The sequence below is a fragment of the Microbacterium sp. F1-18 genome, from assembly GCF_052921305.1.
In genome coordinates, this window is sequence record NZ_JBREVD010000002.1 from 862,973 (window position 1) to 888,064 (window position 25,092).

24 protein-coding genes are annotated in these 25,092 nt (G+C 69.2%); 17 read left to right on the forward strand and 7 right to left on the reverse strand.

Translation table 11 applies throughout. From position 1 onward, the window contains the following. Positions 1-41: 41 nt before the first annotated feature. Together ACU6RU_RS08340 and ACU6RU_RS08345 are read right to left on the reverse strand one after the other, a co-directional pair. Positions 42-746, reverse strand: coding sequence for a response regulator (locus ACU6RU_RS08340; protein WP_120263032.1), 705 nt, complete (start codon positions 744-746; stop codon positions 42-44). Further along, a complete protein-coding gene (locus ACU6RU_RS08345) occupies positions 743-1,882 on the reverse strand; it encodes a sensor histidine kinase (RefSeq protein WP_183045286.1) in 1,140 nt (379 codons plus the stop codon). Before ACU6RU_RS08345 ends, ACU6RU_RS08340 begins: the two co-directional genes overlap by 4 nt. Before the next feature lie 284 nt (positions 1,883-2,166). Between ACU6RU_RS08345 and ACU6RU_RS08350 the strand changes: the two genes are divergently transcribed. Together ACU6RU_RS08350 and lanM are read left to right on the forward strand one after the other, a co-directional pair. Then, positions 2,167-2,370 (forward strand): hypothetical protein, encoded by a 204-nt coding sequence (locus tag ACU6RU_RS08350; RefSeq protein WP_446726286.1) that lies wholly within the window; start codon positions 2,167-2,169, stop codon positions 2,368-2,370. A 71-nt stretch (positions 2,371-2,441) separates the two neighbouring features. Next, positions 2,442-5,525 (forward strand): type 2 lanthipeptide synthetase LanM, encoded by a 3,084-nt coding sequence (lanM, locus tag ACU6RU_RS08355; protein WP_446726287.1) that lies wholly within the window; start codon positions 2,442-2,444, stop codon positions 5,523-5,525. 24 nt (positions 5,526-5,549) lie between these two features. Here lanM and ACU6RU_RS08360 read toward each other — a convergent pair whose 3' ends face one another. Continuing rightward, the gene (locus ACU6RU_RS08360; protein ID WP_446726288.1) at positions 5,550-6,821 is read right to left on the reverse strand and encodes an MFS transporter; all 1,272 of its coding nucleotides are present in this window, start codon (positions 6,819-6,821) and stop codon (positions 5,550-5,552) included. 42 nt (positions 6,822-6,863) lie between these two features. Here ACU6RU_RS08360 and ACU6RU_RS08365 point away from each other — a divergent pair, with 42 nt between their 5' ends. The 14 genes from ACU6RU_RS08365 (at position 6,864) to ACU6RU_RS08430 (ending at position 21,085) form a co-directional block, all read left to right on the forward strand. Next, positions 6,864-9,443, forward strand: coding sequence for an ABC transporter (locus tag ACU6RU_RS08365; RefSeq protein ID WP_446726289.1), 2,580 nt, complete (start codon positions 6,864-6,866; stop codon positions 9,441-9,443). Between the two features lie 226 nt (positions 9,444-9,669). After that, complete coding sequence (locus ACU6RU_RS08370) at positions 9,670-9,753, forward strand: microvionin family RiPP (RefSeq protein WP_370877347.1); 84 nt, start codon at positions 9,670-9,672, stop codon at positions 9,751-9,753. Positions 9,754-9,811: 58 nt separating this feature from the next. Beyond that, a complete protein-coding gene (locus tag ACU6RU_RS08375) occupies positions 9,812-10,237 on the forward strand; it encodes a hypothetical protein (protein ID WP_147374354.1) in 426 nt (141 codons plus the stop codon). Further along, a complete protein-coding gene (locus tag ACU6RU_RS08380) occupies positions 10,234-11,430 on the forward strand; it encodes an aldehyde dehydrogenase family protein (protein ID WP_446726290.1) in 1,197 nt (398 codons plus the stop codon). The genes ACU6RU_RS08375 and ACU6RU_RS08380 overlap by 4 nt, the downstream gene beginning before the upstream one ends. Beyond that, a complete protein-coding gene (locus ACU6RU_RS08385; RefSeq protein ID WP_446726291.1) occupies positions 11,421-11,966 on the forward strand; it encodes a flavoprotein in 546 nt (181 codons plus the stop codon). Before ACU6RU_RS08380 ends, ACU6RU_RS08385 begins: the two co-directional genes overlap by 10 nt. A 29-nt stretch (positions 11,967-11,995) precedes the next feature. After that, on the forward strand, positions 11,996-14,545 hold the full coding sequence (locus ACU6RU_RS08390; protein WP_446726292.1) for a class III lanthionine synthetase LanKC N-terminal domain-containing protein: 2,550 nt from the start codon (positions 11,996-11,998) through the stop codon (positions 14,543-14,545). Further along, complete coding sequence (locus ACU6RU_RS08395) at positions 14,523-15,434, forward strand: AMP-binding protein (protein WP_446726293.1); 912 nt, start codon at positions 14,523-14,525, stop codon at positions 15,432-15,434. Before ACU6RU_RS08390 ends, ACU6RU_RS08395 begins: the two co-directional genes overlap by 23 nt. Then, complete coding sequence (locus ACU6RU_RS08400) at positions 15,431-16,498, forward strand: hypothetical protein (protein WP_120263042.1); 1,068 nt, start codon at positions 15,431-15,433, stop codon at positions 16,496-16,498. Before ACU6RU_RS08395 ends, ACU6RU_RS08400 begins: the two co-directional genes overlap by 4 nt. Beyond that, a complete protein-coding gene (locus ACU6RU_RS08405) occupies positions 16,491-16,748 on the forward strand; it encodes an acyl carrier protein (protein WP_120263043.1) in 258 nt (85 codons plus the stop codon). The genes ACU6RU_RS08400 and ACU6RU_RS08405 overlap by 8 nt, the downstream gene beginning before the upstream one ends. Positions 16,749-16,768: 20 nt before the next feature. After that, a complete protein-coding gene (locus ACU6RU_RS08410; protein WP_446726294.1) occupies positions 16,769-17,281 on the forward strand; it encodes a hypothetical protein in 513 nt (170 codons plus the stop codon). Continuing rightward, positions 17,278-17,985 (forward strand): hypothetical protein, encoded by a 708-nt coding sequence (locus ACU6RU_RS08415; RefSeq protein ID WP_446726295.1) that lies wholly within the window; start codon positions 17,278-17,280, stop codon positions 17,983-17,985. The genes ACU6RU_RS08410 and ACU6RU_RS08415 overlap by 4 nt, the downstream gene beginning before the upstream one ends. Next, positions 17,975-19,084, forward strand: a complete 1,110-nt coding sequence (locus tag ACU6RU_RS08420; protein WP_446726296.1) for a hypothetical protein — start codon at positions 17,975-17,977, stop codon at positions 19,082-19,084. The genes ACU6RU_RS08415 and ACU6RU_RS08420 overlap by 11 nt, the downstream gene beginning before the upstream one ends. Further along, entirely contained in the window at positions 19,074-19,508 is a 435-nt protein-coding gene (locus tag ACU6RU_RS08425; RefSeq protein ID WP_120263047.1) for a hypothetical protein, read from the forward strand. Before ACU6RU_RS08420 ends, ACU6RU_RS08425 begins: the two co-directional genes overlap by 11 nt. Then, complete coding sequence (locus ACU6RU_RS08430; protein WP_446726297.1) at positions 19,505-21,085, forward strand: thiamine pyrophosphate-binding protein; 1,581 nt, start codon at positions 19,505-19,507, stop codon at positions 21,083-21,085. The genes ACU6RU_RS08425 and ACU6RU_RS08430 overlap by 4 nt, the downstream gene beginning before the upstream one ends. On the opposite strand, the gene ACU6RU_RS08435 is transcribed toward ACU6RU_RS08430, so the two are convergent. Then, entirely contained in the window at positions 21,080-21,829 is a 750-nt protein-coding gene (locus tag ACU6RU_RS08435; protein ID WP_120263049.1) for a GAP family protein, read from the reverse strand. The two genes, ACU6RU_RS08430 and ACU6RU_RS08435, sit on opposite strands and share 6 nt — an antisense overlap. Further along, entirely contained in the window at positions 21,829-22,311 is a 483-nt protein-coding gene (locus ACU6RU_RS08440; protein WP_147374355.1) for a hypothetical protein, read from the reverse strand. Before ACU6RU_RS08440 ends, ACU6RU_RS08435 begins: the two co-directional genes overlap by 1 nt. 125 nt (positions 22,312-22,436) lie before the next feature. On the opposite strand from ACU6RU_RS08440, the gene ACU6RU_RS08445 reads away from it, so the two are divergent. Further along, a complete protein-coding gene (locus ACU6RU_RS08445) occupies positions 22,437-23,372 on the forward strand; it encodes an AvrD family protein (RefSeq protein ID WP_446726298.1) in 936 nt (311 codons plus the stop codon). On the opposite strand, the gene ACU6RU_RS08450 is transcribed toward ACU6RU_RS08445, so the two are convergent. Further along, positions 23,360-24,061, reverse strand: a complete 702-nt coding sequence (locus ACU6RU_RS08450; protein ID WP_289331180.1) for a ScbR family autoregulator-binding transcription factor — start codon at positions 24,059-24,061, stop codon at positions 23,360-23,362. The two genes, ACU6RU_RS08445 and ACU6RU_RS08450, sit on opposite strands and share 13 nt — an antisense overlap. 46 nt (positions 24,062-24,107) lie before the next feature. After that, complete coding sequence (locus ACU6RU_RS08455; protein ID WP_446726299.1) at positions 24,108-25,028, reverse strand: NAD-dependent epimerase/dehydratase family protein; 921 nt, start codon at positions 25,026-25,028, stop codon at positions 24,108-24,110. Positions 25,029-25,092 lie beyond the last annotated feature (64 nt).

Genomic DNA, 25,092 nt, shown 5'->3' on the forward strand with positions numbered 1-25,092 from the left:
GTCCTCCTCCGATCGGAGGAGGACCGACCGCCCCGAGAGGGCTAGTCGGTGCGTGAGCGCCCCGCGCGTCGAACCGAAGCCAACCCGCGCTCGTGCGCCCAGATCACCAGATGCACGCGGTCTCTCACCCGCAGCTTGGTGAGGATGTGGCCGACGTGGGTCTTCACGGTCACCTCCGCGATGTGGAGACTGCTCGCGATCTCGGGATTGGAGCACCCCTGGACGATCTGCTCGAACACCGCCCGCTCCCGCCCCGTCAGCACCGCGAGAAGGGCGTCGTCGCCCTCCGCCGGCTCGGTATCGTCGATCGCGATGCGCTCGAGAAGGCGGCGGCCGGTGGGCGCCGAGACTGCGAACGTGCCGCCGTACACGGCCCGGATGGCGTCGACGAGCTGATCGGCTGTGCTGTCTTTCAGGATGAACCCGACCGCACCGGCCTGCAGGATCCGAACCGCGTAGGAGTCGGTGTCGTAGGTGGTGAGTCCGAGCACCCGCGTCGCGGGGCTGACCGCCTCGGCCGTCAGTGTCCGCGTGGCCTCGATCCCATCGAGTCGCGGCATCCGGATGTCCATGAGCACGACGTCGGGCCGCAGTTCGCGAACACGCTCGACGGCGGCCTCGCCGTCGGGCGCCGTGCCGACCGCGCGCATGTCGGGCTGCGCGTCCACGATGCGGCTGAAACCGTCACGGACGAGTGCCTGGTCATCGGCGACCAGCACGGTGATCGGCGGCGATGAGGTCGTCATACGACGGCACCGTCGACGACGACGTCCAGCGGCCAGACCGCCCGCACCGTGAACGTGCGGTCGTGAGCGTAGGTCAGCTCGCCGCCGTACAGCTCGCACCGCCGCCGCATGCCGGCGAGACCGCGGTGCTCCCGCACCGGGCGGTGGATCGGAGACGGGCCGACGGGGTTCGCCACCGACACGGCGAGCTCCCCTCTTCCCCACGACACCGTCAACACGATCGGACCGTCGCATCCGTGCCGAACGGCGTTGGTGAGCGACTCCTGGATCACTCGGTAGGCCGCGAGAGACATGCCGGGGCTGAGCGGGTGCGGGTCGCCGAGCACCACGACCTCTAGCCGGGTGCCCGCACGGACGAAACCGGAGATCAGGTCGTCGAGATCGTCGAGCGACGGCGTCGGGCGGCGGTCCAGGTCGTCTGCAGGCGAGAGCAACCCACGGACCTCCCGCAAGGCTGATCTGCCGCTCGCGGAGATGGTCGCGAACACCGATGCGGAGTCCGGATCGGATGCGGCTGCCCGTCCGCTCTCGGCTTGGACGATGACGTTCGTGAGCGTGTGCGCGAGAACGTCATGCATCTCGTCGCTGATCCGCTCGCGTTCCTCGTAAGCAGCCAGACGTGTCCGCGCCTCGGCATCGCGTTCGGACATCTCGCTGCGTTGTCGCGCCATCCGCAGAGCCTCGCTCCGGCGACGATCGAGCAGGCCGAACGCCCACGCCGTGAGCATGCTGATGCCGACGAGCCCGATGACGAGGCCCGTGCCGGCCGACGCGCTGAAACCGATGTCGAGGAGAACGGCGGCACCGAGCCCCGAGATGTAGAGCAGACCCAGCATCAGGCCCAGGTGCTGGGCGCGTTCCGAGGCATGGGCCGCGACGGAGAAGACGCCCACGAGCAGGATCAGGTCGCCGGGAAGGAGCAGCGACGCGTCGACGCCGAGGTGCACCGCCGAGATCGCGGTGGCCGTCACGGCGAAGACGACCGGGTGCGAGCGACGCCACACGAGAGTCGCGGCCATCAACGCCGACCATGCCCAGTCGGGCTGCCCGAGCAGCCCCATCGCGACGCAGCCGGCGATGGCGACCCCCGCGACGAGCGAGTCGCGACCCCGTGTGGTGCCGTCCCCCCGGTGCATGCCGCCACCATATCCCTTCGGTCGGCGGCTCACCCCCCTCCTCAGAACAGCGGAGACCCCTCCTCCGGCAGGTGGAGGATCGGGCCGAAAATCCCCGCATCGCATAGTTCCGATGAAGGTCTGCCGCGGGCTTGAGTGGGCACGGCAGGAGCATGCCGGAACTGGCAGTGAGGCGGGCGCGCCGCGGCACCCGCCGTCGGCACCGTTCCGGTTCCGCCCCGTTGGGCTCCCTCGGCAACCGCCGGCGAGGAGGGATAGCGGAAGAACGAAGGAAGGAACGGATCATGATCACGACCCATGACCAGGAGATGACGATCGTCAGCCCGCGTTGGGACATGGCAGCCCGCTCGACCGACGGATCCACCCCGTCGGTGCAGGCTCAGATCGACGCCGAGTTCGAGCGCGTCGTGAGCCCGTACATGGCCAGCAGCGGCTGGCTGTGCACACTCACGATCGAGTGCGGAACCCTGATCTGCGCCTGTCGCTGACCGCTGCTCGCGGGCGGCGCGGCACCCCGCGCCGCCCGCACCCGTTGGACGACCCACGATCGGAGCTCGCCGTGCTCACCACCCGCGACACCATCGCGCTGCTTCAGGCTTCGGCGCTCGACGAGCGCCGGCTCGGGCCCATGGCACGGCAGAGCATCACCGACGACATGACACGGGCGTGGTCCGACCGGGCGCTCGAAGCCGACGGCATCCTCGACGGCTACCTCGCTGCCCGTGACCTCGACCGCGAAGCGCTCTCGGGTCTGCTGACCGGCGCCCCCTGGTCACCGCGGCAGCACAGCATCGGGTGGATCGAGAACGTCGCGTGCTGGCTGACGCACACCACCGGAGAGCCGTGGCGGCCGGGCCGTCCGCTCGCCATCGAGAACGCGCTGCTCACGCGCATCCCCTTTCCCTCGTTCCTGGTGCCGATGGTCTCGACTCAGCGGTCGTTCCTCGCTGGTCTCCCCGGGGTCCCCGAGGGTGCGCGCCGCGATCTGCTCGACGGACTGGCCGAGACGGTCGCAGCGCTGGCCCTGCGTCCGCTGCTCACCGAGATGGCCGGCGACGCGTCGGCCGGTGCGTACGCGCGTCTCGATTCCTCGCTCTCGCACCCGGCGAGGCGGATGTCCTTCCTCTCGCGCTACCCCCTTCTCGCCCGTGACCTCGTCGCAGCGATCGGCAACTGGCGCGAGCGCGTGCGTCTGATCCTGGAGCGCCTCGATCGCGATGCCGAGGCGCTCTCGACAGCCGGTCTCCCTTGCCCCGGAATCGCTGCCGTCAGCGGCATCCGTTTCGCGGGTGACACGCACGATCGCGGGCAGTCGGTGGCCATCGTGACGTTCGACGACGGCCGACGGGTGGTCTACAAGCCGCGCGAGTCCGCCGTCTTCGCCCTCTACCGCGACATCACGACGGTGCTGGCCGACGAGCTTCCGGAGGGGGTGCGCCTGCGCGCGCCGAACGTGCTGGTCCGCGATGGATACGGGTGGGTCGAGTTCATCGAACACGCCGCCCCCGGCGAGGTCGACCTGCGCGATCATCTGCGCAGACTCGGCGGGCTGCTCGCGATCGCCCACGTGCTCGGCGCGTCGGACCTCCACCTCGAGAACGTCATCGCATCCGCGGCGGGTCCGGTTCCCGTCGACCTCGAGACGCTCGTTCAGAATCGCAGCCACCGCGACGCCGCCGACACCGCGGCTGCGGCGGCAGCACGCCGCCTGAACGAATCGGTGCTGGGCACCGGAATCCTGCCCGTCCAGCTGACCGCCGGTGAGGGCACGAGCATCGACGTGAGCGTCGTCACGGGCGGGCTGCAGCCGACAGGCCGGACAGCCATGGCGCATCAACTCACCGGGACCTTCACCGACGCGATGCGGATCGAGGCCGTCGAGCTGCGCGTCGGGTCGTCGCAGAATCAACCGCCGGACATGACCCTGCGTATGGTCCGCCGCCACCGGGACGCGCTCGCCGACGGATTCGTGGCCACCTCACGGGCGCTCATCTCGTGTCGCGACCGCGTCGTCGGCATCCTCTCGGGTGTTCCCGAGCTGACCGTGCGGCACATCGTCCGCGCGACGCGCTCGTACTCGCTGCTGCTCGCCGAGATGCGCCAGTCGTCGCGCCTGCGCAGCGGAATCGATCGCGACCATCTCTTGCGCAGCCTGTGGACGCGACTGGCCGACCATCCCGGTGACCTGCCTCTCATCGGGGCGGAAGAACGCGCCCTCCGGCGGCTCGATGTGCCGCTCTTCACGGTCGACATGGACTCGCTCTCCCTCGACGACGACCGCCGCCCGTTGGTTCCGGAGTACTTCGCCAGAACCATGCGTGAGGATGTCGTCGCGCGTCTCAAGCACCTCCGCCCGGCCGACATCGATGCCGGCGAATCCCTCATCCTGGAGTCGATTCTGGCGGCCACGACCGCCGAGACCGAGAACGAAGGCGCTCCCGGTCCACTCGGCGGCACTCCCCTCCGCCGCACCGGCATCCGTGCGGTCGCCGAGCAACAGGCCCGGCTGCTCGCCGAGTCGGCGATCCTCGGACGAGACGACGCGACGTGGATCAGCGTGTGCAGCAGCGTCGACAGCACCGGGCTCGAGTACCGCCCTGTCGGCCCCACGCTCTACGACGGCCTGGCAGGCATCGTCATCGGCGCCGCTGCGGGACACCGTGCGTTCCCTCGCTGGGGACTCGACGACCTCGCCGCGCGCGGCGCCCACGCGATCGCCGCAATCCTCGATGACTGGAGCTCCGGGCGCGTGACGCTCCCGGTGGGAGCGTTCAGCGGGGCGGCCGGGCTTCTCTACGCGTTGGCCCGCTACGAGAGCATCGTCGGGGTCGACCGATTCGGCGCGACCCGGGCGAGCGCCGTCCGCCGATTCAGAGACGCCGCCGCGACGGACGACTATCTCGACGTCATGGCGGGGTCAGCGGGTGCCATCGCCGTGTTGACGGCCATCCGCGAGGCTGACGACGCCGAGACGGACGTGGCCGTCCGCGCGCTCGCGCACCACCTCCTCGAGCGCGCCGTCGAGACCTCCGACGGCGCGCTCGTCTGGGAGAGCGGAGCGACCCGCGCCCGTCTGGGCGGCATGTCGCACGGCGCGACGGGGATCGGATGGGCGCTCGCCGCCGCGTCAGTCAGGCTCGCAGATCGCACCATGGCCGACGCTGCCCAACGGGCTCTGGGCTTCGACGACAACCTCTTCGATGTGAAGCCCGGGCGGTGGCTCGACGCCCGTCCTGAGTCACTCGCGCAGGGACGCCTCTTTCCCGCGCACTGGTGCCACGGCACGGCGGGTATCGCGCTCGCGCGCGCCGACGCTGCCGTGCTGCTCGGCGATGACACGCTGCTGCCGCTGGCCGACCTCGGAGCGCTGGAGACCGCGACGGACCTGCCGTCGGACGATTCGCTGTGCCACGGCTCGTTGGGGAACCTCATGGCGCTGCGGGGCATCGAGAGCCGTGGTGGCCCTGCTGCCGGCGACTACGCCGAACGCGTCATCGCGCGTATCGATCGAGACGGCCCGCACAGCGGACTGCCGTCGGGCATCACCACCGTGCGAGGGCTCATGGTCGGAACAGCCGGAACCCTCTACGCGCTCTGCCGCGAGCTCGACCCCGACCTGCCGAACATCCTGCTGCTGGAGTGACCGCGGCGCCGGTGTGGCGGCGACTCATCCGGCCGTGACGTCTTCCGTCTCGTCATCGTCGACGACCGGAGGCGCCGCGGCGATGTGCGTGATCGGGCGCCAGACGAGAATCAGCGTGAGCGCGGCGCCGACGAAAGCGAACCACCAGGGGCCCGTGGGGCCCCACACCTGGGCGATCACCCCGCCGAGCGCCTGCCCGATCACGAGACCGCCGAAGACCCCCACCATGTTGACCGACGCGATGCGGCCCTGCAGCTCGTGGGGAACGAGGCGCTGACGAACAGTCGTCGAGATGGTCGCCCAGACGAAGGCATAGGCGCCGAACGCGATCATGATGACGAATGCCACCGCGCCCGAGGTCGTCAGGGCGAACGCGAGGTGCATGAGAACCTCGGCGGTGAGGCACACCCGCATGAGCGCAGCGAACGAGAATCGCCGCTCGAGCCTTCCGAACAGGAGAGTCGCCGCCAGTCCGCCGATCGCGGACGCGGTCGTCAGGGCGCCGTAGCCGACGGGCCCCATCTGCAGGTAGTCGGTCGCGTACAGCACGAGCACGCCCCACGGCGCCGCCCAGGTCACGTTGAAGGTGAGGATGATGATCACGAGCGTGCGCACCGGCGGGTTGCGCCACAGCCAGCGGATGCCGCTGAGGATGTCGGTGTGCACGGGGGTCCGCGTGCGCGGTGCATCCGCCTCCTCGACGCGCGTGGTCGCCGTGATGCGCGAGATGAGGACGACGGCGAGGGCGACGCACACGCCCTGAACGGCGAACGGCCAGAACGATCCGACGGCGAACAGGAAGGCACCCAAGGGCGGTCCGCCGAGCTGGTTGGCCACGAGGAACCCGGCTTGCAGCCGCGCGTTCCCGACGCCGAGGTCGCTTCTGCGCACCATCATCGGCAGGAGGGTGCTGCTGGTCGTGTCGACGAAGACCTCGGCGGTGCCGTACAGGAAAGCGACGATCAACACCATCCAGATACTGGCGAGGCCGGTGACGAGGAAGACGCACAGACCGACCAGCACGAGAGCCCGGATGCCGTTGGCCACCATGATCAGCACCCGGCGATCGACCCGGTCGGCGATCGCGCCCGCGTGAAGCCCGAACAGCAGCCACGGGAGGAACTGCATGACCGCACCGGAGGCGACCAGGATCGGCGAATCGGTCATCGATGCGATCAGCAGCGGTGCGGCGGCGAGCGCGATGCCGTCGCCGATGTTGCTCGTCAGCGATGATGCGAACAGCCACCGGAAATCACGGCCCAGACGCCGCGGCGCGACCCACTCTGCGATACCCACCGCACGAGCCTAGGGGCGACCTCCGACACGTAGGCTTGCCCGATGTCCGGAAACGCTCGTGTCAGCCCCGATGCCTTCGTCCGCGTGCGCGGTGCGCGCGAGAACAACCTCCGGAACGTCGATGTCGATATCCCCCGCGATGCGATCGTCGCTTTCACCGGGGTGTCGGGCTCGGGCAAGTCGTCGCTCGCGTTCGGCACGATCTTCACGGAGGCGCAGCGCCGGTACCTCGAGTCCGTGGCTCCGTACGCTCGGCGCTTGATCCAGCAGGGCCATAACCCGCACGTCGAGTCGATCACGGGGCTCCCGCCGGCCGTCGCTCTGCAGCAGCGCCGCGGTGCTCCCAGCTCGCGCTCGAGCGTCGGCACCGTGACGACGCTGTCGAACTCGCTGCGGATGCTGTTCTCGCGTGCCGGTACCTTCCCCGAGGACGCCACGACGCGCCTGGACTCCGACGCCTTCTCACCCAACACCGCCGCCGGGGCGTGTCCGGAGTGCCACGGCATCGGCGTCGCGCACACCGTCACCGAAGAGACGCTCGTGCCCGACGCGTCCCTCAGCATCCGCGAGGGCGCGATCGCTGCGTGGCCGGGGGCCTGGCAGGCGAAGAACCTCCGTGACATCACGATCGCGCTCGGCTACGACGTCGACCGCCCGTGGCGCGAGCTCGCCCCCGCAGATCGCGAATGGCTGCTGTTCACCGACGAGCAGCCGGTGGTGGAGATCACCCCGCAGCGCGATCGCGTGGCGAAGCCGTATAAGGGAATGTTCTGGAGCGCGAAGAAGTACGTCTTCCACACGCTGGCCGATTCCGCCAGCGCGAAGATGCGCGACCGGGTGCTGCAATTCGTCCGCAGCGGCACCTGCCCGTTGTGCGGCGGTTCCGGGTTGCGACGCGAGGCGCTGGCCGTCACCTTCGCCGGCCGCACCATCGCCGAGCTGAACGCGCTTCCCCTGACCGAGCTCGCCGACATCCTGCGCCCGACGACGACGCTGACCGACGCCGTGCCCGCGCTTCCCACCTCGTCGTCGGGTGAGCGAACGGATGTCGCCGTCGCGATCACCACCGACCTGGTGGCGCGCATCGAGGTGCTGCTCGACCTCGGCCTCGGCTATCTCGGGCTCGGCCGCGTCACCACGACCCTCTCTCCCGGCGAGATGCAACGTCTCCGGCTCGCGACGCAGCTGCGCTCGGGCCTCTTCGGCGTGGTCTATGTCCTCGACGAACCGTCGGCAGGACTGCATCCCGCCGACGCCGAGCCGCTCATCGCGGTACTCGAGCAGCTGGCGGCGTCGGGCAACTCGGTGTTCGTCGTCGAACACAACATGGACGTCATCCGCGGCGCCGACTGGATCGTCGACGTCGGGCCCGCTGCGGGCGAAGGCGGAGGTCACGTCCTCTACAGCGGCACGGTCGACGGCCTCGCCGAGGTCGCGGAGTCGGTGACGCGGCCCTTCCTGTTCCCCGGCGCCGACGACAGCACGACGATGGCCAGGAGCGCGCGCATCCCGACGGAATGGCTGACGATCGAGGGCGCGTCGCTGCACAACCTCATTGACGTCGACGCGGCCTTCCCTCTCGGCACTCTGGTCGCGGTGACCGGGGTGTCGGGTTCGGGCAAGTCATCGCTCGTGGGTGGCGTGCTCCGCGCCGTGGTCGACGCACACCTTCACCGAGACGGTTCTCGCGGCGAGCCGGCCGACGAAACGGCAGATGCCGTAGACGCCGTAGACGCCGTAGACGCCGTAGACGCGACGCTTGCGGATTCGTCACGCGCGGCCGCGTCGGTGCGGGCTGCCTCCGGCCTCGAGAGCATCGACCGCCTCGTCCGAGTGGACCAGAAGCCGATCGGACGTACCCCGCGCTCGAACCTCGCGACCTACACGGGATTGTTCGACGCGGTACGCGCGGTGTTCGCAGGAACCGGCCTCGCACGAGAGCGCGGCTACACCGCGGGCCGCTTCTCGTTCAACGTCGCCGGCGGGCGATGCGAGACGTGCCTCGGCGAGGGGTACGTCTCGGTCGAGCTGCTCTTCCTGCCCGGCAGCTACGGGCGCTGCCCGGCCTGCCACGGCGCCAGGTACAACGACGAGACGCTCGAGGTCACCTACCGCGGAAAGAGCATCGCCGACGTCCTCGCGCTGACCGTCGACGAGGCGGCGGAGTTCCTGGTGGAGATTCCGTCCGCCGCCCGGAGCCTGCATACGCTGCGCGAGGTCGGTCTCGGGTATCTGCGCCTGGGGCAGCCTGCCACCGAGCTCTCGGGCGGCGAGGCGCAGCGGATCAAACTCGCGACCGAGCTGCAGCGCGCCCGGCGCGGACACACCCTCTATCTACTCGACGAGCCCACCACCGGGCTGCATCCGGCGGACGTCCGCCTGCTCCTCACTCAGCTTCACGCGCTCGTGGACGCGGGGAACACCGTCGTCGTCGTGGAACACGACATGGATGTCGTCGCCTCGGCCGACTGGGTGATCGACCTCGGCCCGTCCGGCGGCAACGCCGGCGGCCGCATCGTGGTGGCCGGCACCCCGATCGACGTCGCACGAGAGCCGGCGAGCCGGACGGCGCGGTACCTCGCACGAGCCCTCACGGGCGTCATTCCCACCCTGACCGAATAGCGCGGGGTCGCGGAAAACGAAAGAAAACGCTTGCAATTAAGGCGAACGCCCGTGTTACTATCGCCACGTATGTAGCCAGATGTGGCAAAAGGCCGCACGTGGGGGGTCATCCGTTTCACCAAGCGAGGAGTTTCGTCGAGTTCTGACGCTCTTCGCAACACGCTCGCGCGCGTCTGACCGCCTGCATTGCCGCCGAGATCTCGGCCACGGGAAGGAGGTGGAATTGATGTCCTTGGAACAACTCGAAGCGCTTGACGCAAGTTCAGAGGCGGCGGAAATGGCCGCCAGCCTCGGCAGCCAGTCCTGCTGACAGACAAGCGGGCGGACGCGACCGCGTCCGCCCGCTCCGCTTCTACGAGGAGGTCTCCGTGAGCGCATTGACCCGCATGCTCCGCATCCCGAACACCGCGGCGTCGATCGGTGTCCCCGCATGGTTCGACGACGCGGCCGTCGACGAGTTCGTGGGCGCCGGACCGGTGACCGTCACCGGCGACCGGGCCTGCCATGTCGGCTTCTCCCTCGCGCCCGAGCACCCCACCGCCACGTGCTTCGTCGCGATTCCCGACGGGCATGGCACCCCCGACTGGGTGGCGGCCGCCGTGACGGAGGCGGCGTCCGCAGCGGGGGCGCGCGGGGCGAAGCGGTTCGAGGCCTGGGTGCCCGCGTGGAACGACGCGATCGCGCGCGCCGCCGAACGATCGATGACCCGTGAGGGCCTCCTCGAGAAGGCGGTCTTCGCGTACGGCGAGCGCTGGGATCTGACTCTCTACTCCGTGCAGGACGGTGGACGATGACGCTCGACGCGCTCGACATCCGTCGCGATCTCGACCCCTCGATTCAGCGCACCTTCGAGCAGTCGCTGATCCGCAACGCACCCCGGCTGCTCCATCGGCTGACGGAGCAGTGCACGCTCCACAGCGCCCAGATCGAGTTGGCGCAGTCGCTTCGCCTCGCACGAAATCTCGAACGGCTCGCCTGCGCGTCTCCGGCTGGGCGTCAGAACCCTGCCGGAACGGTGTACACCTTCCTCCCGCGCAACAATCTTCTCTACTCGATCGCCCTGTACTGCCTGATCCCCCTCTCCCTCGGGCTCCCGGTGCAGGCGCGAACGCCCGCTGCGCTCTCGGGCCTGGTCACCGAGCTCTGGCAGCTGACCGGGCTCGACCGCTTCGACAGCGCACGACTCCGCGACGAATCGCAGCGGGATTTCACCTCGCGTTCCTCGTCCGAGGACGTGCTGATTTTCACGGGTCGGAGTGAAAACGGTCGTCGCGTCGAGGCGCAGACTGCGCACCGGGCCTTCATCGGATTCGGGTCCTCGCTGAATCCGGCGATCGTGATGCCGGGAGCGGATCTCGCGAAAGCGAGCGACGACCTCGTTTTCGCGCGCCTGTACAACTCCGGCGCCGACTGCCTGGCCCCGGATTCGATCTTCGTTCACGAGTCCGTCTACGCGGAGTTCCATGAGCGTCTGACCGCCCGGCTGACGCTGCTCGAGGTGACCGATCGCAGATCCGCCGGTGCGATCGCGCATTCTGCGAGCCCGGACGTGCGCACGGCGGCGCAGGGGCGGGAGTTCCTCGCACAGATGGCGGACCGCACGACATGGTCAGGTCCCGACTTCGACGCGCCCGATTTCGTTCCGACGACCGTCACGACGAGCGACCTCGGCGAGGCCCCGCACATCGAGCTCTTCTCCCCCGTCTTCAACATCGTGACGTTCTCGTCGTGGGGGCGCCTCCTCGAGACCCTCGGCACGGGACCCTACCGGGGCAGCGAGATGTACCTCAGCCTCTACGGCGAAGCCGGGGGCCGGGTACCCGGCGCCTACCGCCTGTGCCCGTCGTCTACCCCGTTCCATCACGAGGCCGCGCTGCGACCCTTCGGCGGGTACGGCGCGGACGCGACCTGGCTCACCATCGACGGGACCACGACGGGCAGACCCGTCAGTGTGTTCCACACGCTGAGGAGCGAACTGTGCGCGTGACCATGATCGCCACCGGCGCCGTCTCCGCCGCGCACCTGCCGATGTATCTCTCCTGGCTGCGTCGACGGGACGCGCACGGTCTCGAACGCATCGTGATGACACGCTCGGCGGCCCAGTTCGTCAGCCCCCTCTCGCTCCGGAGCATCGCCGGAGTGCCGGTGATACAGGACGACTGGAACTCGTTCTCGACCGCCGATCTGCACCACGTCGAGCTGGGCGAGACGAGCGACGTCATCCTCGTCTACCCCGCGACGGTGAACTATCTGATGCGCGTCAGTCTGCTCGCGTTCGACACCCCGTCAGTGGCCGCCATCGCCACGGGCGCATGCACGACCGTCCTCTGTCCTTCGCTGCCGCCGCGGATCGTCGAGCACCCGTTGTACCTCGCAGCACGGGATCGGATCCAAGCCGTTCCGCAGTACCGGATGGTCGAGCCCGTCGTCGGGGAGAGCCTCGCGAGCGCGGCACCAGGATCGGTGCCGCCGCCGCTGTGGGAGTTGTGGCCCGACCTGGAAGGAATGGTGGCTCAGCCGTGACATATCTCGACGACCTTGCAGACCCTGTGATGACCGCTCCCATCACCTTGTGGCGGCCCGAGGAGCAGGACTTCCCGATCGACCGCCGGTTCTTCGGTCCTCTGGGACGGCGCTCGCCGGATCCGGCGTCCGATTGGGGCATCTGGCGCGTCATTCGCGGGCGTCGCCCGTTGCCCGCGCAGGGATTCAAGATCCATCTCGCCCCGCGCTTCGACGAGTTCGACGAGGTCCTCGCCATCGCCGAACGCGTCGCACGGGAGTTCGAGCTCACGGTGAAACACGTCGCGCGGCGCGAGTTCCTCTGGGCGCTGTACTCCAAGAACGCGCCCCGGGTGAACGCCGGCAAAGCGATCGTGCTCTACCCCAGACCCGATGATCTGGCCAGGTGCCTCGCTTCGCTCCGGCGGGAGCTCGGACCACGCACCGGGCCTCCGGTCGCCGGCGACCACTCCCTGAACGACACGATCATTCACTGCAGATTCGGCGCGTTCGAGTTCTCGGAGTCGACGCAGTTCGACGAACGCGGAAACGCGTTGATCCAGGGCCCCGACGGCACCCTGCGCCCGGATGCCCGCACCGTGGTGCCCGTAGCGGCGGACAAGGACCACCTGTTCGAGCTCTCCGGTCTCCGCTTCGACGCCGAGCCGCACGCGCTCCCGGACAGGTATCGCGTGCGCAGTGCCGTCGCCGTGCACGCGGGAGGCGGAACCTACCTCGCTGACGACCTGGCCACGGGTGACCGAGTCGTCATCAAACGCGGCATCCGTTTCATCGGCCTCGACGGCCGTGGCCTCGACGCGGCACAGCGGATCCGCGAGGAGACGGAGACGCTCCGGGCGATGGCCGACAGTCCCCGGCTCGATGGGCGCGTCCCGCGGCTCGTCGACACGTTCGAGATCGGCACGAGTAGTTTCCTCGTCGAGACCTGGATCGGCGGGGTGACGCTGTTCGAATGGGTGGCGTCGAACAGCCCCGTGTACGCGGGCGTCGACCGAGGCACCGACGAGTACCAGGCGCTCGCGGCGACGTACTCCCGACGCGTCGCGACGATCGGTGATCAGGTGCGCGAGCTCGTGGCCGATCTGTCGCGGGCCGGGATCACCCACAACGACCTTCAGCCGGCGAACGTGCTCGTCGCGGACGAGGGCGTCGCACTCGTCGACTTCGAAGCGGCGAGCCGCGGGGGCCCGTCGGGTGTCCGCGGGGTGCCGTGGGTGTACGGCACCCGCCGGGAGTACTCCATCCAGAGCGATGTCGACGCGGTCGACCAGCTCACGGCCTACGCCTACTGGCCCCCCGTCGTCTCGGCGCATCTCGATCCGACGTGGAGATCGAGGTTCGCATCGGGCGTGCAGCGCTACTTCTCCGGCCATGCGCCGATGTCGCACACGCGTAACGGCGGCCTCGACGAGCCGTCGGCCGCGCCGCCTGCGGCGGCCGACATCTATCGCGCATACGCCCGAGCGTGCCGCCACTACCTCGAAACCGGGGTCGGTCTGCCGCATCCGCTGCGCTCTCCGCGGGGAAACCTCGACAACCGCTCCGTCGCGAGCCTCGGGTCCGGCCTGCTCAGCCTGCTCTTCCTACCCGGCGAGGACGACGAGGTGCGTTCAGCGCAACAGCGGCTGCTCGATGTCGTGGCGGACGGCCCATCTCGGCCGTTGCGCGTCTCCGACCTCGGTCTCATGGGCGGAGTCGGCCTGCTCCCGGCGGCTCTCCGACGCCAGGGCGACGACGAGGGCGCGGCGCTCTGGTCGGATGCCTATCTGGACCGCCTCGAAGCAACGGAGTTCGACGCGCTCAGCTCGCGGTTGGACACCGGCCTGTCGGGAATCTTGACGGCCATCCTCCTCGGTACCGACGGGCGACCGTCGGGACGTGCCGCTGCTGTTGCCGACCGTGTCGGGCGGGAACTCGACGTTCGAGCCCGGCATCTGCTCCGCGACCATCTCGGGCGCTCGCCAGACGCCGATCAGCGGGGCCTGATGGGCGGAGGCCCGGGGATCGCCCTCGCGCTCGCGCTCTGGGCCAGGACTCACGGGGGCGATGCCGCCACCTCGTACGACCTCATCGACAGCGAGCGCCGCCGCTATCAGGTCGTCAAGCGCGCGCTCTACTTCGTCGACGGCGACAACAAGTTCCGCCCGTATCTCGACCGGGGCAACGCCGGACTGCTCGTCGCCGCGTCGACGATCCTGCCCGCGAACGAACTGGCGAATCCGCGTTGGCAGCGGATCGCCGCCGGGCTGAAGACGGCGTTGGGAGTGGCACCCGGTCTCATGACCGGAACCGCTGGGCTGTTGTTCGCCGCGAGCGTCGTCAACGCGCGCCTCGGGCACCTGCCCGGGCAGATCGACTCCGCCGGGCTGCTCGCCGACCTTCAGTCGATGCTCGTGCCGACGCCCCACGGCCCGCTGGCGCCGGGCGGCCTCGGCCGACGGGTCGCGCTCGACGGGGCGACGGGCTCGGGCGGGGCTGCCGTCGCGGTCGCCGCACACAGCGGCGACCTCTCGCTCACCGGTCTGATCGACAACCGAACCCACCATGGAGAGCGCTATGCCCCTGTCACTGTCCGCTGAGCGCCGACTCGACGGTCACCGCGTGACCGCGATCGACCCGTCACTCCCGGCCGCCGAGCTGATCGCATCGGTCAGAGAACGGTGGGACCGCCACGAGACGATCCTCGTCGACTCCGCGTCAGCGCCGGTCGGCGCGGTCCGGCTCGACCTCGGCTCCACGGATGTGGCACTTCTCCAGCGCACCAGCGGAACCACGGGTGCACCGAGGATGTTCGCGTTCGAGCGTGCGGCCGTCGAGGCACACGCCGCCGCTACGGCGCGCGCGATGGAGGTGCCGTCAGGACGCCGCGTCGCCATGGCGATCCGCGCGGGGACGGCGTACCACACCAGCGTCGTGCTGATGTCGATGTTCAACGACAACGCGCTGGTCGTCTTCGACCCGCTCGACATCGATTCTGCGATCCGCGCGATCCTGGAGCGGCAGATCGACACCCTGGATGCCGGCGTCCGCTTCTGGCAGACCATCGCGGTCAAAGCACGGCGCAACCCCGCCATCATCGACGCCCTCGCCGACCTCTCCGTTCGCGGGGTCGGCGGGGATCCGCTTCCTCCCTCGGTCGAAGCGCACTACCGGCAGAACGGGACGCCGCTGGCCAACGGGTACGGCTTGACCCAGGCCGGCCCGAATGTCGCGATCGGGCTGCGCCCGTCGGCGAAGGAGGGCAGCTGCGGTCGACCGCTCGACGGCGTCGAATGCACCATCCGCGATAGCGAGCTCATGGTCCGTTCACCGTTCACCGCCGTCGGAGAGGTCGTGGATCACCAGCTCGCGGCTCTGTCCGGAACGGACGACGACGGCTGGCTGCGCACGGGCGACAGAGCTCGGATCGTCGACGGCGAGGTCGTCCCCCTCGGCCGGTTGCGCGACCAGACGAGAGCGGCATCATGATGTCCACACCGCTACGGGCTGTCATCACGGCGACCAGCGTCAGCTCACCCCGCAGCGAGCGATTCAGCGTCGGACTCGCCGACCTGGGCGACGACGTCGAGTGGGCCCCGGATGCCGCCGCACACGAGCTCCGCGACGCCTGCATCAGCCGAGCTCTCGCGGCTGCGCAGGCGAAGGGCTACGTCATCGGGCGCAGAGTCGTCGTCATCCTCGGCGCGCAATGCATCGGGGCGGACCCGGCCGCCCGGCGCTACTACCCGGAGAGCCCGGTGCGGCACGTGCAGACGCTGCTCCCCGAGTCCGAGGTCACGTCACTCGTGCTCTCGCACGCATGCGCGTCGACGGGGGTCGCTGCCGGCGTGGCCGCGGATCTCTGCCGTGCGGGGGCAGCCGACACGGTCGTGGTGTGTTCCTCATCCATCGACGGCTCCCTCGAGGAGGACACATTCCGAGACGCACGGGCATGGGCCCCCGAGGTGCGCCCCTTCGATCAAGCGGCATCCGGCACACGCGTCTACGGTTTCGCCGGTGCACTGGTCGTCCAAGCCGCCCCGGCGCCGATCGGCGATGACCCGGTCATCACGGGGTGGCACGCGCGGAGCATCGGCGGCAAGACCGTCTCCGACCCCGACGAGGAATACCTCGTGATGAGCGAATCCGCCCGCAAGGCGGGTAGAGCGCCCAGGCTCGTGATCGCGCACGCGACGGGCACGAAGCAAGGCGACCAGGCCGAGCTGCAGGCGATCGCACGGTACGCCGACACCCACGACGTCGCGGTCGAGGTGCTCGCCAACAAAGGCGCCGTGGGACATGCGGTGTTCGCCGCGGGAGTCGCGTCGATCGTCACCGCCGTGCGGGTTCTGTCCGGCGTGCCTGTCGGCGGCAGCTTCGGACTTCGAGAGCCGCTCGAAGCCCCCGGCAGCATCCGGCTTCTTCGGGAGGCGGAGGGCGACGCCCGCCTCGATCTGTCCGGCCGGCACCAGGCGGCACTGGTCAACGGGTTCGGATTCTCAGGCAGCAACGTCGCTTTGATCATCGAAAGAGAAGGAGAGAACCATGACTGACTCGGAACTGTACGATTTCGTCCGCGTCGAGGCCGGCCGGATCAACGAGGAGAGCTACGCGGATGTCGTCCTCTCCGACGACACCGTCCTCGCCGACGACCTCGACATCGACTCGCTCGCGATGCTCGAGCTGTGCATACGAGTCGAGGAGGTGTTCGGGGTGGCTGTGGCCGACGAAGTGGCAGCCGAGATCAAAACCGTGGGAGACCTGCGCCGGTTCCTCGACTCCGCCGAGACCGTCCGCGCCTAGCCGCAGCGGAGAGGACCGACGTGGAGCCCGACACCAGCTGGCGAAGCCATCTGCACGGCAAATGGACCTACCTGCGGCGGTCTGCCGAGACGCGATCGTCGCAGGATTACAGCCGTTTCGACATCCATCGGCTGTCCGACGGCGACCAGGTCGGGCGCATCGATTCGCGGCAGACGTTCCCCCGCGTCTTCCAGATCGGCATCGAGCTGGAAGACCGGGCCCTTTCCAGTGGCGCCGGGCTGGACGCCGCCATCACTTTGGGTGCATGGCTGTTCGACTTCCGTGAGGCGTACGCGCTCGCCGTGATCACTTCTGTCGACAACAGACCGCTCGATGGCCTGTTCCGCCTGGGCGTCGCTCGCCAGACGGCGGTCTCGCCGTCGTATCTCAGCGAGGGATCGCTGTCGCGCACCGCGCGATGGGGAATGGTCACGAAAGAGGATTTCGAGCCGGCCAACATCCTCCTGTCGCGCATTCGGGATCGGTATCCCCCGCGTCTCCCCTCCCGCGTGGGGGCGAGTGAACCAGCATGACGGTCCTCGTCGTCGGCGGCGGCCGAGGCATCGGCGCGTCCCTCGTGAACGCTCTCGACCGCCGCGGAGTCGGGGGCGTGTTCACCTATCGATCGAGCGGAGCTCGCGCCACGCGCCTGGCCGCGAGATGCCGGAGCTGGCGAGCGCGGCATCTGGACCTCCTGGGCGGGCACGAGACCTCCGAGGTCCTGGCGCCCCTGGGCGGCGAGATCTCGACCGTGCTCCTGTGCGCTGCGGCGGGGCTCGAAAGCGAGCCCGATGCGACCGCAGCCCGGACCGTCAACGCCACGGCGCCCGCGAATCTGGTGCGCACCATCGCGGACGGGAACCGCGTCCCGTTCGCAGTGATCTACGTGACATCGACCGACGCCCACCACCACCTGCCGGATCGATCCGACGACGAGGAGCCCGACATGTACGACCTCACAGCGCGAACCAAACGAGAGGGAGAGTCGTTGCTGGCGGACGTCAGCGACGGATCGAGCGGATGCCGTTCATTCACAGCGGTCGTGGCGGACCTCGTCGTTCCGTCGACCGCGCACACCATCTATCGCCGACGCGATCCGGGAGCCGTCGACCGTCTGGTCGCGGCAGGCCGGTGGGTCGATCTCGCCACGGTCACCGACCGACTGGTCGACGCGACGCTGAGGTCAGAACGCGGCGAACGTCTGCCGCGCGTCATCCGGGTGCAGCATGACTCTTGATCTCGACGCTCCCCGAACCGCTTTCCCCGGCGCACCTTCGGGACCGGGCGCATACTTCCTGCCGTCGATCGGCGAGTACCCCATCTACGACGACGCCGCCTATCAGTTCATGATGGACGACGAGCCTCGCGTGCGCGCTTTCGAGCAGGCTCTGACAGACGCCGTCACCGCGGACTCGGTCGTCGTCGAGCTGGGCTGCGGCGTGCACGCCCCGTGGGCGCGCCTCGCGGCACGGCTCGGGGCGCGCCGCGTGGTCGCCGTCGAGCAGCTGGACCACGTCCGCGAGGCTGTGATCTCCGAACTGGCGAACGACCCCCGATATGCGTCGATCGACGTCCTCTCTTACGACGACTATGTCGCATCGGGCATCCGACCCACGATCCTCGTGAGCGAGATCGTCGGCGCCATCGGCAGCTCCGAAGGTGCCGAGCAGATCGTGGGCCGAGAGGTCGCACGTATCGGCGACCCCGGAATGGTGGTGCTCCCGCAAGGCTGGATCACGAGCGTCAGCGCCTTCAGCTGGCGACGGATGCTGAGGGGCGCCGAACCCGTGTTCACGCGAGAGGCCGATCGTTACCGCCGCGCACTCGAGGAGACCGTCGGCAGCGGCGACATCCGGCTGTGCGTGGTGGGACGGCAGGTCCAGCTCGGCCTGCTGTCTCGCCCCGCTGCCGTCGAGACGGCCCGTTTCACCGGCGCCGCCTCGGACGTCGCGTCCATTCCGGCCGAGGTGGCCGTGTCACGGACGGGGACACTGGATTCGTTGCTGTTGTCGGTGGACGTGAAGATCGGCACGCAATCGGTCGACAGTCTGAGTTCCCGGTCGAGCTGGCTGCCCGTCGTCGTCCCCCTCGGCAGCACCGAGCTACCCGTACGCCCGGGGGACGTGCTCGAGGTGCGGATGCACCGGACCCTCGAGACGAATCCGGTGTGCCCCGACTACGTCGTCGACTGGCGTCTCCGGCGCGACGGCGAAGAGGTCGCTCGCGGAGCCGCCGAGCTGCCCTGGCGACCCGACCCGCATGCCACGAGCAGCGCCCTGCACGTCAGGCTGGCGAGCAGCGACTCCTTTCTGATCGGAGACAGCCATGACCACTGAGCACACCGTCGCGGCCGACGTCGCGCTGGACTATCCGTCATGGCATATGACGATGGGCGAAATCGTCCTCGCCGCGTGCCGTCAGCACAGCCCTGACCTCCACGACGACTTCGATGTCTGGTTCGACTGCGGCCCGCTTCTCGACTGGATCTCCGTCGAGTACCCGCAGCGTCGATACAGTCCGGGTTACCGGGTCGTGCCCACCGAGCTCATGAATGCGGATGCCTGCCGCGCATTCGGGCTGCTCGCGAAAGCGGGATTCGACGGCAGCGCCTTCGCGGTGGGCGCCACCGACCCGACGCTCGTGCGCATCGCCGCCAACGCCCATGACGGCGAGCGCGATGCGCTCATCATCAGCGTTCGGCGGACCCCCGCGGGCACCTGGGACGTCACCTCCTCGGCGTTGTCGGGAGACGCGGCGTGACGACGGGACTCGCGTGGGGCCCGGTGGCAGCCGCCCTGCGCGACCTGAGCGACCTGCAGGTGTTCGGTCTGCCGCTCGATGAACCCGGCCTCCTCGATGTTTGCGCCTCGGAGGAGCGGTCGGTCTTCAGCGACGAGCGGACCGCCGCGTTGGCCGCGTTCGGACGCGCGACTCTTCAGCCCGGCGCGTTGACGGTGCTCGCCCTCGAGACCGGGCCCTCCTTCGTCAACGCGCTCCTCGGTCTGTCCGAAGCGGCGTCAGGTCGCGTCCCCATGCTGGTCGTCGTCGAGGCGGCTGCTCCCGAGCGGCGAGGGTGGGGCACGTTCCAGGACCTGCCGGTCGAGGAGATCTGCCGCGCCCTGGGGATGCCGACACGGACGATCCAGCAGTCCGACGACCTCGTAGCCGAGATCAGCGCGGCCGCGCGGAGCACGTTCCGCGACCGGTCGCCCACGGTCGTGGTGGTGCGCTCCCGCACGGGGTCGGAATGGGAGCGTGGCAACGGCACCACTCGCGGATGGTCGCGCACGCCGGGCCCACCGATTCGACAGACGCGCGAGTCGGTTACCGCGGCTCAGGCGATCGACGAGCTCCGCGACGCCGCGGCACGACGCGCGCGGATCGCGGTGATCGTCGGTGGGGGCGCGAAGCGAGCGCATGCCGGCGCCGGGGATCTCGATGCCTTCGTGACTCGGCTCGACGCGTCAGCGCTGGTGACCGCTTCGGGCCGCGGTGCGGTCGACGAGTCGGGGGCGCCCTTCGTCGGCCTCGCCGGGCTGTACGCGACGCCGGAAGGCCTCGATGCGCTCGCGTCGGCGGATGTCGTCGTGTCACTCGGGTCAGCGCTCGAGGAGACCGTGCGCGAGAGGTGGGCGCCGAAGCCGGGCGCCACGCTCATCGTGGTCGACGAATCCGAGGTCAGGTGCCCGGCCCACGATGGCCGACGGCTCGACGTCATGTCCGACGCCGCGGCGTTCCTGGCTCTCGCCCGCGACGCCTTCACGGGCGTTCCGGTTCCGCCCCGGATCCCGAGCGCCGCTCAGACCAGACGGCAGGGCGCATCCGAGATGGTCGCGACGTGGGCTCAGATCGAGGCCATCGTGGTCGACGGGAGTTTCGACGTCGTCTGCATCGAGAACGGCCTCACCGACATGTGGGGCTACGACCCGCGCTTCCTCACGATCCCCCCGTCGACGTCTCTCGTCGTGGCGGCGGAGCAGGCGGCCATGGGCGCCGCGCTCTGCGGCTCGCTCGGCGCGGAGCGCTCGCAGCAGACGCTCGTGATCTGCGGCGACGCCACCCTTCGCATGCATCTGGCCGCTGTATCGGACGCGGTGGAGCACCGCCGGTCGGTCGCCTTCGTCGTGTCGAGCAATTCCGGGATGGGCTGGCCGTCCCTGTCGAGAACCGACCCCGATCTCACGACGTTCGCATGGAACCGACGTCTGCCCGCCGTGCTGTCGTCGCTCGGCGTCAACGTGAGCACGCCCGCGGAACTCCGCGCACAGAAGCACCTCACGCAACCCGCGGCGACGTTCTTCGACGTCCATCCGGTGGCGCCGCCCTGGGAGTCATGACGCTCCGGTGCCGATGTCGACCCAGCCGAGATTCGCCACGGCGTTCACCGCGAGCAGGAATCCCACGATGCCGATGATCCAGGCTGTGGTGGCTTGAGCGTTGCGCGTCAGCCACCGGTCGAGCCGCGTGAGCGGCCCCTCGAGTGCGTCATGCGCCACCAGGCGCCCGACCATGAGGATGAGGGCCGGCAGGATCATGACGACGCAGTATCCCGCGATCGTCGCGATCGAAAGGGCCGGACCGACGTCTGCGGCGGCGACGATGCCGATCGCGGCGAGATAGGGAACCATCGTGGCGAGTTCGAGCGCTACAGCCACGATCGCCAGGCTCACCAGCCCGAGCGTGGCACCGCGGGAGGGCTCCTCGTCCATGATCCGCTTCCGCCAGTTCAGGATTCTTCCGCCACCGGCCGCCGCCCGCTCGGCCGCGCGGGCACGTGCCTTCTTCGTGTCCATCAGCCAGCTCACCCCGATCAGCACGATGCCGAGGACGAGCACGGCGACCAGGAAGCCAGGCGAATCCCAGAGGTCCCGGGTACGCGCGACGATCGCGGAGAGGCCGAGGTAGAGGAGAACGCCCACCACGAGGTAGGCGGCAGCCACGGTCGCCAGGTAGCCGACGACGCGGCCGGAGCGCAGCCTCCCCGGAGCCGTGAGAAGCCAGACGGGAATCAGCAGGGTGCCGAAGCTCGTCGAGTCGACGAGCGCAAGGACGACGAGGGTTCCGAGGGTGCCGAAGTCCATCAGGACGGCCCGAGCTGGAGCCGGCGTTCGCACACCGCGGTCGACGCGCCTCCCTCGGCACGGTGCGACGCAACCTCTTCGCCGTCGACGAGGATGCGACATTCGATCCACGTGGCACCCGGCCCTGCGTCGACCTCGATCCGACTTCCGCGGAACGGGAATGCGACATCCGTCGGCACGGTGAACTCGTGCTCGAACGGAAGCTCGACCGAGTCTTCGGCGAAGCTCTGGCTGTCACGCGGCGCGTCGACGGTGACCGAGATCTCGCCGGTCTGCGGCGCATCGCTCGTCACCACGGCGGTCACGATGATGTCGGCACCGGCGCCGTCAGAACCACTGCCCCCGGCAGGCGGGTCAGGCGTCGCCGGCCCCGTGGCCGTGAGTCCCTCGACGGTGTCGTTGATCACTCCGCATCCGGACGCGCCCGTTATCAGCCCACCGACGATGGCAACGGCCAGGATCGTCTTCCGGAGTGCTCTCATCGCATCGCTCCCTGCGTCGGTCGTCGTCACCTGGATTACTAAGGCGTTCACCCATGTTAGTTACGGCATGAACAGAAATCCATCTCACCCTGGCGCCAGGTTGGCGCCTTAAATAAGCTGACCGCATGGCTTACTCGAATCGATCAGCCGCCATCTCGGAGGCGATCGGCGCGAGTCTGGATGACCTGCTCGGCCCCGCTTCCGAGCGCTACCTCGCGAGCCGGTTCCGACGCGTGGCCCGGGCATTCGTCGGCTCTGCGACGCGGTCCAGCGATCGGCAGATCGCTGTCGAAGGCCACGCCGCCCTGAAGTATCCCGGCACGTGGACCGTGAAGACGGGGAAATCGCCCGCGCCGCATTTCAGTTCCATCGATGCGATCGTTCTCACCGCGGCGCTGTGCTCCCACCCCGCAGGCATCGATGATCGCTCGTCGCCCGTCTCGGCGCGCTTACGCAACATCAGTCTCCGTGCGGGAACGACGGCGGACGTCGAGCTCGAGAGCATTCCGGTCTCGGGCACTCTCGATGCACAGGCATCCACCGCAGGTTTCGAAGCACGTCTCACCCTGGGCGGTATGCGCACGGTCGCTCAGCTGGATCATCCGCCCGCCCTGGCTCACGCGACCCCGCCTGACGGAAGCGCCCTCTCCGTCGAGCTCGCCGCCGACTGCACGACGGAGAACGCGTGGAACTCCCGGCTGACACGCATCGAGGTGGGGCGCTCGGTCGAGTTCCAGCACGAGATCGCCGCTGCAGACCACTCCCCCTCCCGACGGGTCGTCACTGTGCTCGATCTGCTGCGTCTCTCCGCGCAGCAGGCACAGGCCCTGATCTACTGCAGCGACGGACTGGACCGGGCGTCCGCCAACTCGATCTGGATGCGAAGCGCATCATTCGATGCCGGAGAGCGACGACAGCTGCGCGGACCGTTGCTGCTGGAGGTCGGCATCGCCCGGACGCAACGGATCGACCGCGGATCGGTGCGATGGAACGTGTTCGACGTCGTCGCGCGAGGAACCGGAGGCCTCGAGGCTTCAGCCTCGCTCGCTTACTCCCGCTGAGCGGAGTCGACGCGGAAAGCCGTCTCGACGATGTGAACGGCACCATCGCGATCGGCGGCACGCACCATCGCGTCGACGGCGAGAAGCCACATGTCGCGGAGACCGGTGAGCAGGTCGTCACGAGCACTCGTCGCCTGCGACATGAGCTGCACTCCCGTGAAGAAGCCGATCAGCGACTTCGCCAGCGCCTCGGGAGACAGCCCGCTCGTGAGCTCCCCCCGTTCCAGCGCAGGCGCCAGCATCGCACTCGTCATCTCCACCCAGTTGAGGTAGAAGTTGCCGGCCGGCGCACCGAGGGCGCCTTCTTCCATCGCCAACCGGATGCCGGCACGCACGACGGCATCGTCACGCAGCTGGTCCGCCATGGCGCGCGACACCGAAACCAATCGCTCGAAGACGCCGGGTGACGAGTCAGCGGCATCCGTCAGAAGCGGCAAAGACCGGGCGTGCTGCTCGTTGATCACCGCGAGCGCGATCTGCTCCTTCGATTTGAAGTGGAAGTACATCGAGCCCTGGGAGATCCCCGATTCCTCGACGATCATCGAGAGGCTGGCTTTGCCGTATCCCTCCCGATCGAACACCCTTGCGGCACCCTCGACCACCGCGCGCTGGGTTTCCTGCGAGCGGCTCTGCTGCGGCGTCCGCCGTACAGCCGTCGGGGTCTCGCGGTTTGCTTCATCCTTGCGCACGAGAGCCCATTATTCCCTGGCCGGTGCGGGGCTGGTGCTCACGCGTTCAGCGCGCCGATCGCCCGTGCTGGAGGTACCACGAAAGCGCGGCATCGGTCAGGTGCCCGTTGCGGCTTCCCGCATCGGGCACGAGAGCGCCGATACGCTCGGACGACAGGAAGTAGTCGTGAGCGAACTGCGCGATCTTTCGTGCCGGGATGCCGCGCGCTTCCAGCACAGCGGCGGCATCGGCGGCGCTCAGCGACCGCGAGGGAAGCCTCCCCCACTCGGCGAGGATCGGCGAGAGGAGATCTCTCACGGCGACCGGTCGGTCGGGCACGACATGCACCACGCCGCCCGTTCCACCATCCAGGCGATGCCCCATCGCAGCGACTGCCGCCCGGGCGACCAGGTCGGCAGACGCCACGGACAAGCGCGCGGCGCCGTCCTCGATCCACGCGCCCAGCGCGATGTGAGCGGCGAGCAGTCGCAGAAGGAAGTGCGCGTCTCCCGCCCCGGTGATGAACAGGGGACGCAGCACCGTCGCGCCGCCGGCGGACGCGATCGCGTCGCCGCGCGCTCGCGTCACGCTGAGCTCGGACTCCGGGTGGATCGGATACTGCCCCTCGGTGCCGCCTGAGACCGCCAGTCCCCCGTAAATCCCCGCCGTGCTGACGTGCACGAGAGGGATGCCGAGCGACGTCGTCGCCTCGACGATATGCGCCACGCCGTCGACGTTCACGCGGCGCTGCTCCCGTTCGTCATCGCCCACGTGACTCGCTGCATTGACCACGGCGACCGATCCCGAGATCGCCTCGCGCAGCGGCAGCACGCCGTCGGTGATATCGACGCGCCGCATCCGATCGGAACGCTCCCCGCCTCGGCCTCGGCTGAGGATGAGCGGCTCGAATCCCGACCGCGCGAGCTCCTCCGTCACGTGGCGGCCGATGAATCCCGACCCGCCGATAACAGCCACCGACGATGCCATACGATCCCCCCGATCTCTCCCGATCGAACCCGCGGACTCGCGAGCAGTGTCGACTTCGCCCCTC

Excerpts from the sequence above, each read along its gene's own strand:
- ACU6RU_RS08445 (WP_446726298.1), top strand. The coding sequence starts at position 22,437 with ATGGCTTACTCGAATCGATCAGCCGCCATCTCGGAGGCGATCGGCGCG.
- ACU6RU_RS08455 (WP_446726299.1), bottom strand. The coding sequence starts at position 25,028 with ATGGCATCGTCGGTGGCTGTTATCGGCGGGTCGGGATTCATCGGCCGC.
- ACU6RU_RS08395 (WP_446726293.1), top strand. The coding sequence starts at position 14,523 with ATGCCCCTGTCACTGTCCGCTGAGCGCCGACTCGACGGTCACCGCGTG.
- ACU6RU_RS08400 (WP_120263042.1), top strand. The coding sequence starts at position 15,431 with ATGATGTCCACACCGCTACGGGCTGTCATCACGGCGACCAGCGTCAGC.
- ACU6RU_RS08440 (WP_147374355.1), bottom strand. The coding sequence starts at position 22,311 with ATGAGAGCACTCCGGAAGACGATCCTGGCCGTTGCCATCGTCGGTGGG.
- ACU6RU_RS08425 (WP_120263047.1), top strand. The coding sequence starts at position 19,074 with ATGACCACTGAGCACACCGTCGCGGCCGACGTCGCGCTGGACTATCCG.
- ACU6RU_RS08390 (WP_446726292.1), top strand. The coding sequence starts at position 11,996 with ATGACCGCTCCCATCACCTTGTGGCGGCCCGAGGAGCAGGACTTCCCG.
- ACU6RU_RS08405 (WP_120263043.1), top strand. The coding sequence starts at position 16,491 with ATGACTGACTCGGAACTGTACGATTTCGTCCGCGTCGAGGCCGGCCGG.
- ACU6RU_RS08420 (WP_446726296.1), top strand. The coding sequence starts at position 17,975 with ATGACTCTTGATCTCGACGCTCCCCGAACCGCTTTCCCCGGCGCACCT.
- ACU6RU_RS08345 (WP_183045286.1), bottom strand. The coding sequence starts at position 1,882 with ATGCACCGGGGGGACGGCACCACACGGGGTCGCGACTCGCTCGTCGCG.
- ACU6RU_RS08380 (WP_446726290.1), top strand. The coding sequence starts at position 10,234 with ATGACGCTCGACGCGCTCGACATCCGTCGCGATCTCGACCCCTCGATT.
- ACU6RU_RS08435 (WP_120263049.1), bottom strand. The coding sequence starts at position 21,829 with ATGGACTTCGGCACCCTCGGAACCCTCGTCGTCCTTGCGCTCGTCGAC.
- ACU6RU_RS08340 (WP_120263032.1), bottom strand. The coding sequence starts at position 746 with ATGACGACCTCATCGCCGCCGATCACCGTGCTGGTCGCCGATGACCAG.
- ACU6RU_RS08365 (WP_446726289.1), top strand. The coding sequence starts at position 6,864 with ATGTCCGGAAACGCTCGTGTCAGCCCCGATGCCTTCGTCCGCGTGCGC.
- ACU6RU_RS08370 (WP_370877347.1), top strand. The coding sequence starts at position 9,670 with ATGTCCTTGGAACAACTCGAAGCGCTTGACGCAAGTTCAGAGGCGGCG.
- ACU6RU_RS08415 (WP_446726295.1), top strand. The coding sequence starts at position 17,278 with ATGACGGTCCTCGTCGTCGGCGGCGGCCGAGGCATCGGCGCGTCCCTC.
- ACU6RU_RS08350 (WP_446726286.1), top strand. The coding sequence starts at position 2,167 with ATGATCACGACCCATGACCAGGAGATGACGATCGTCAGCCCGCGTTGG.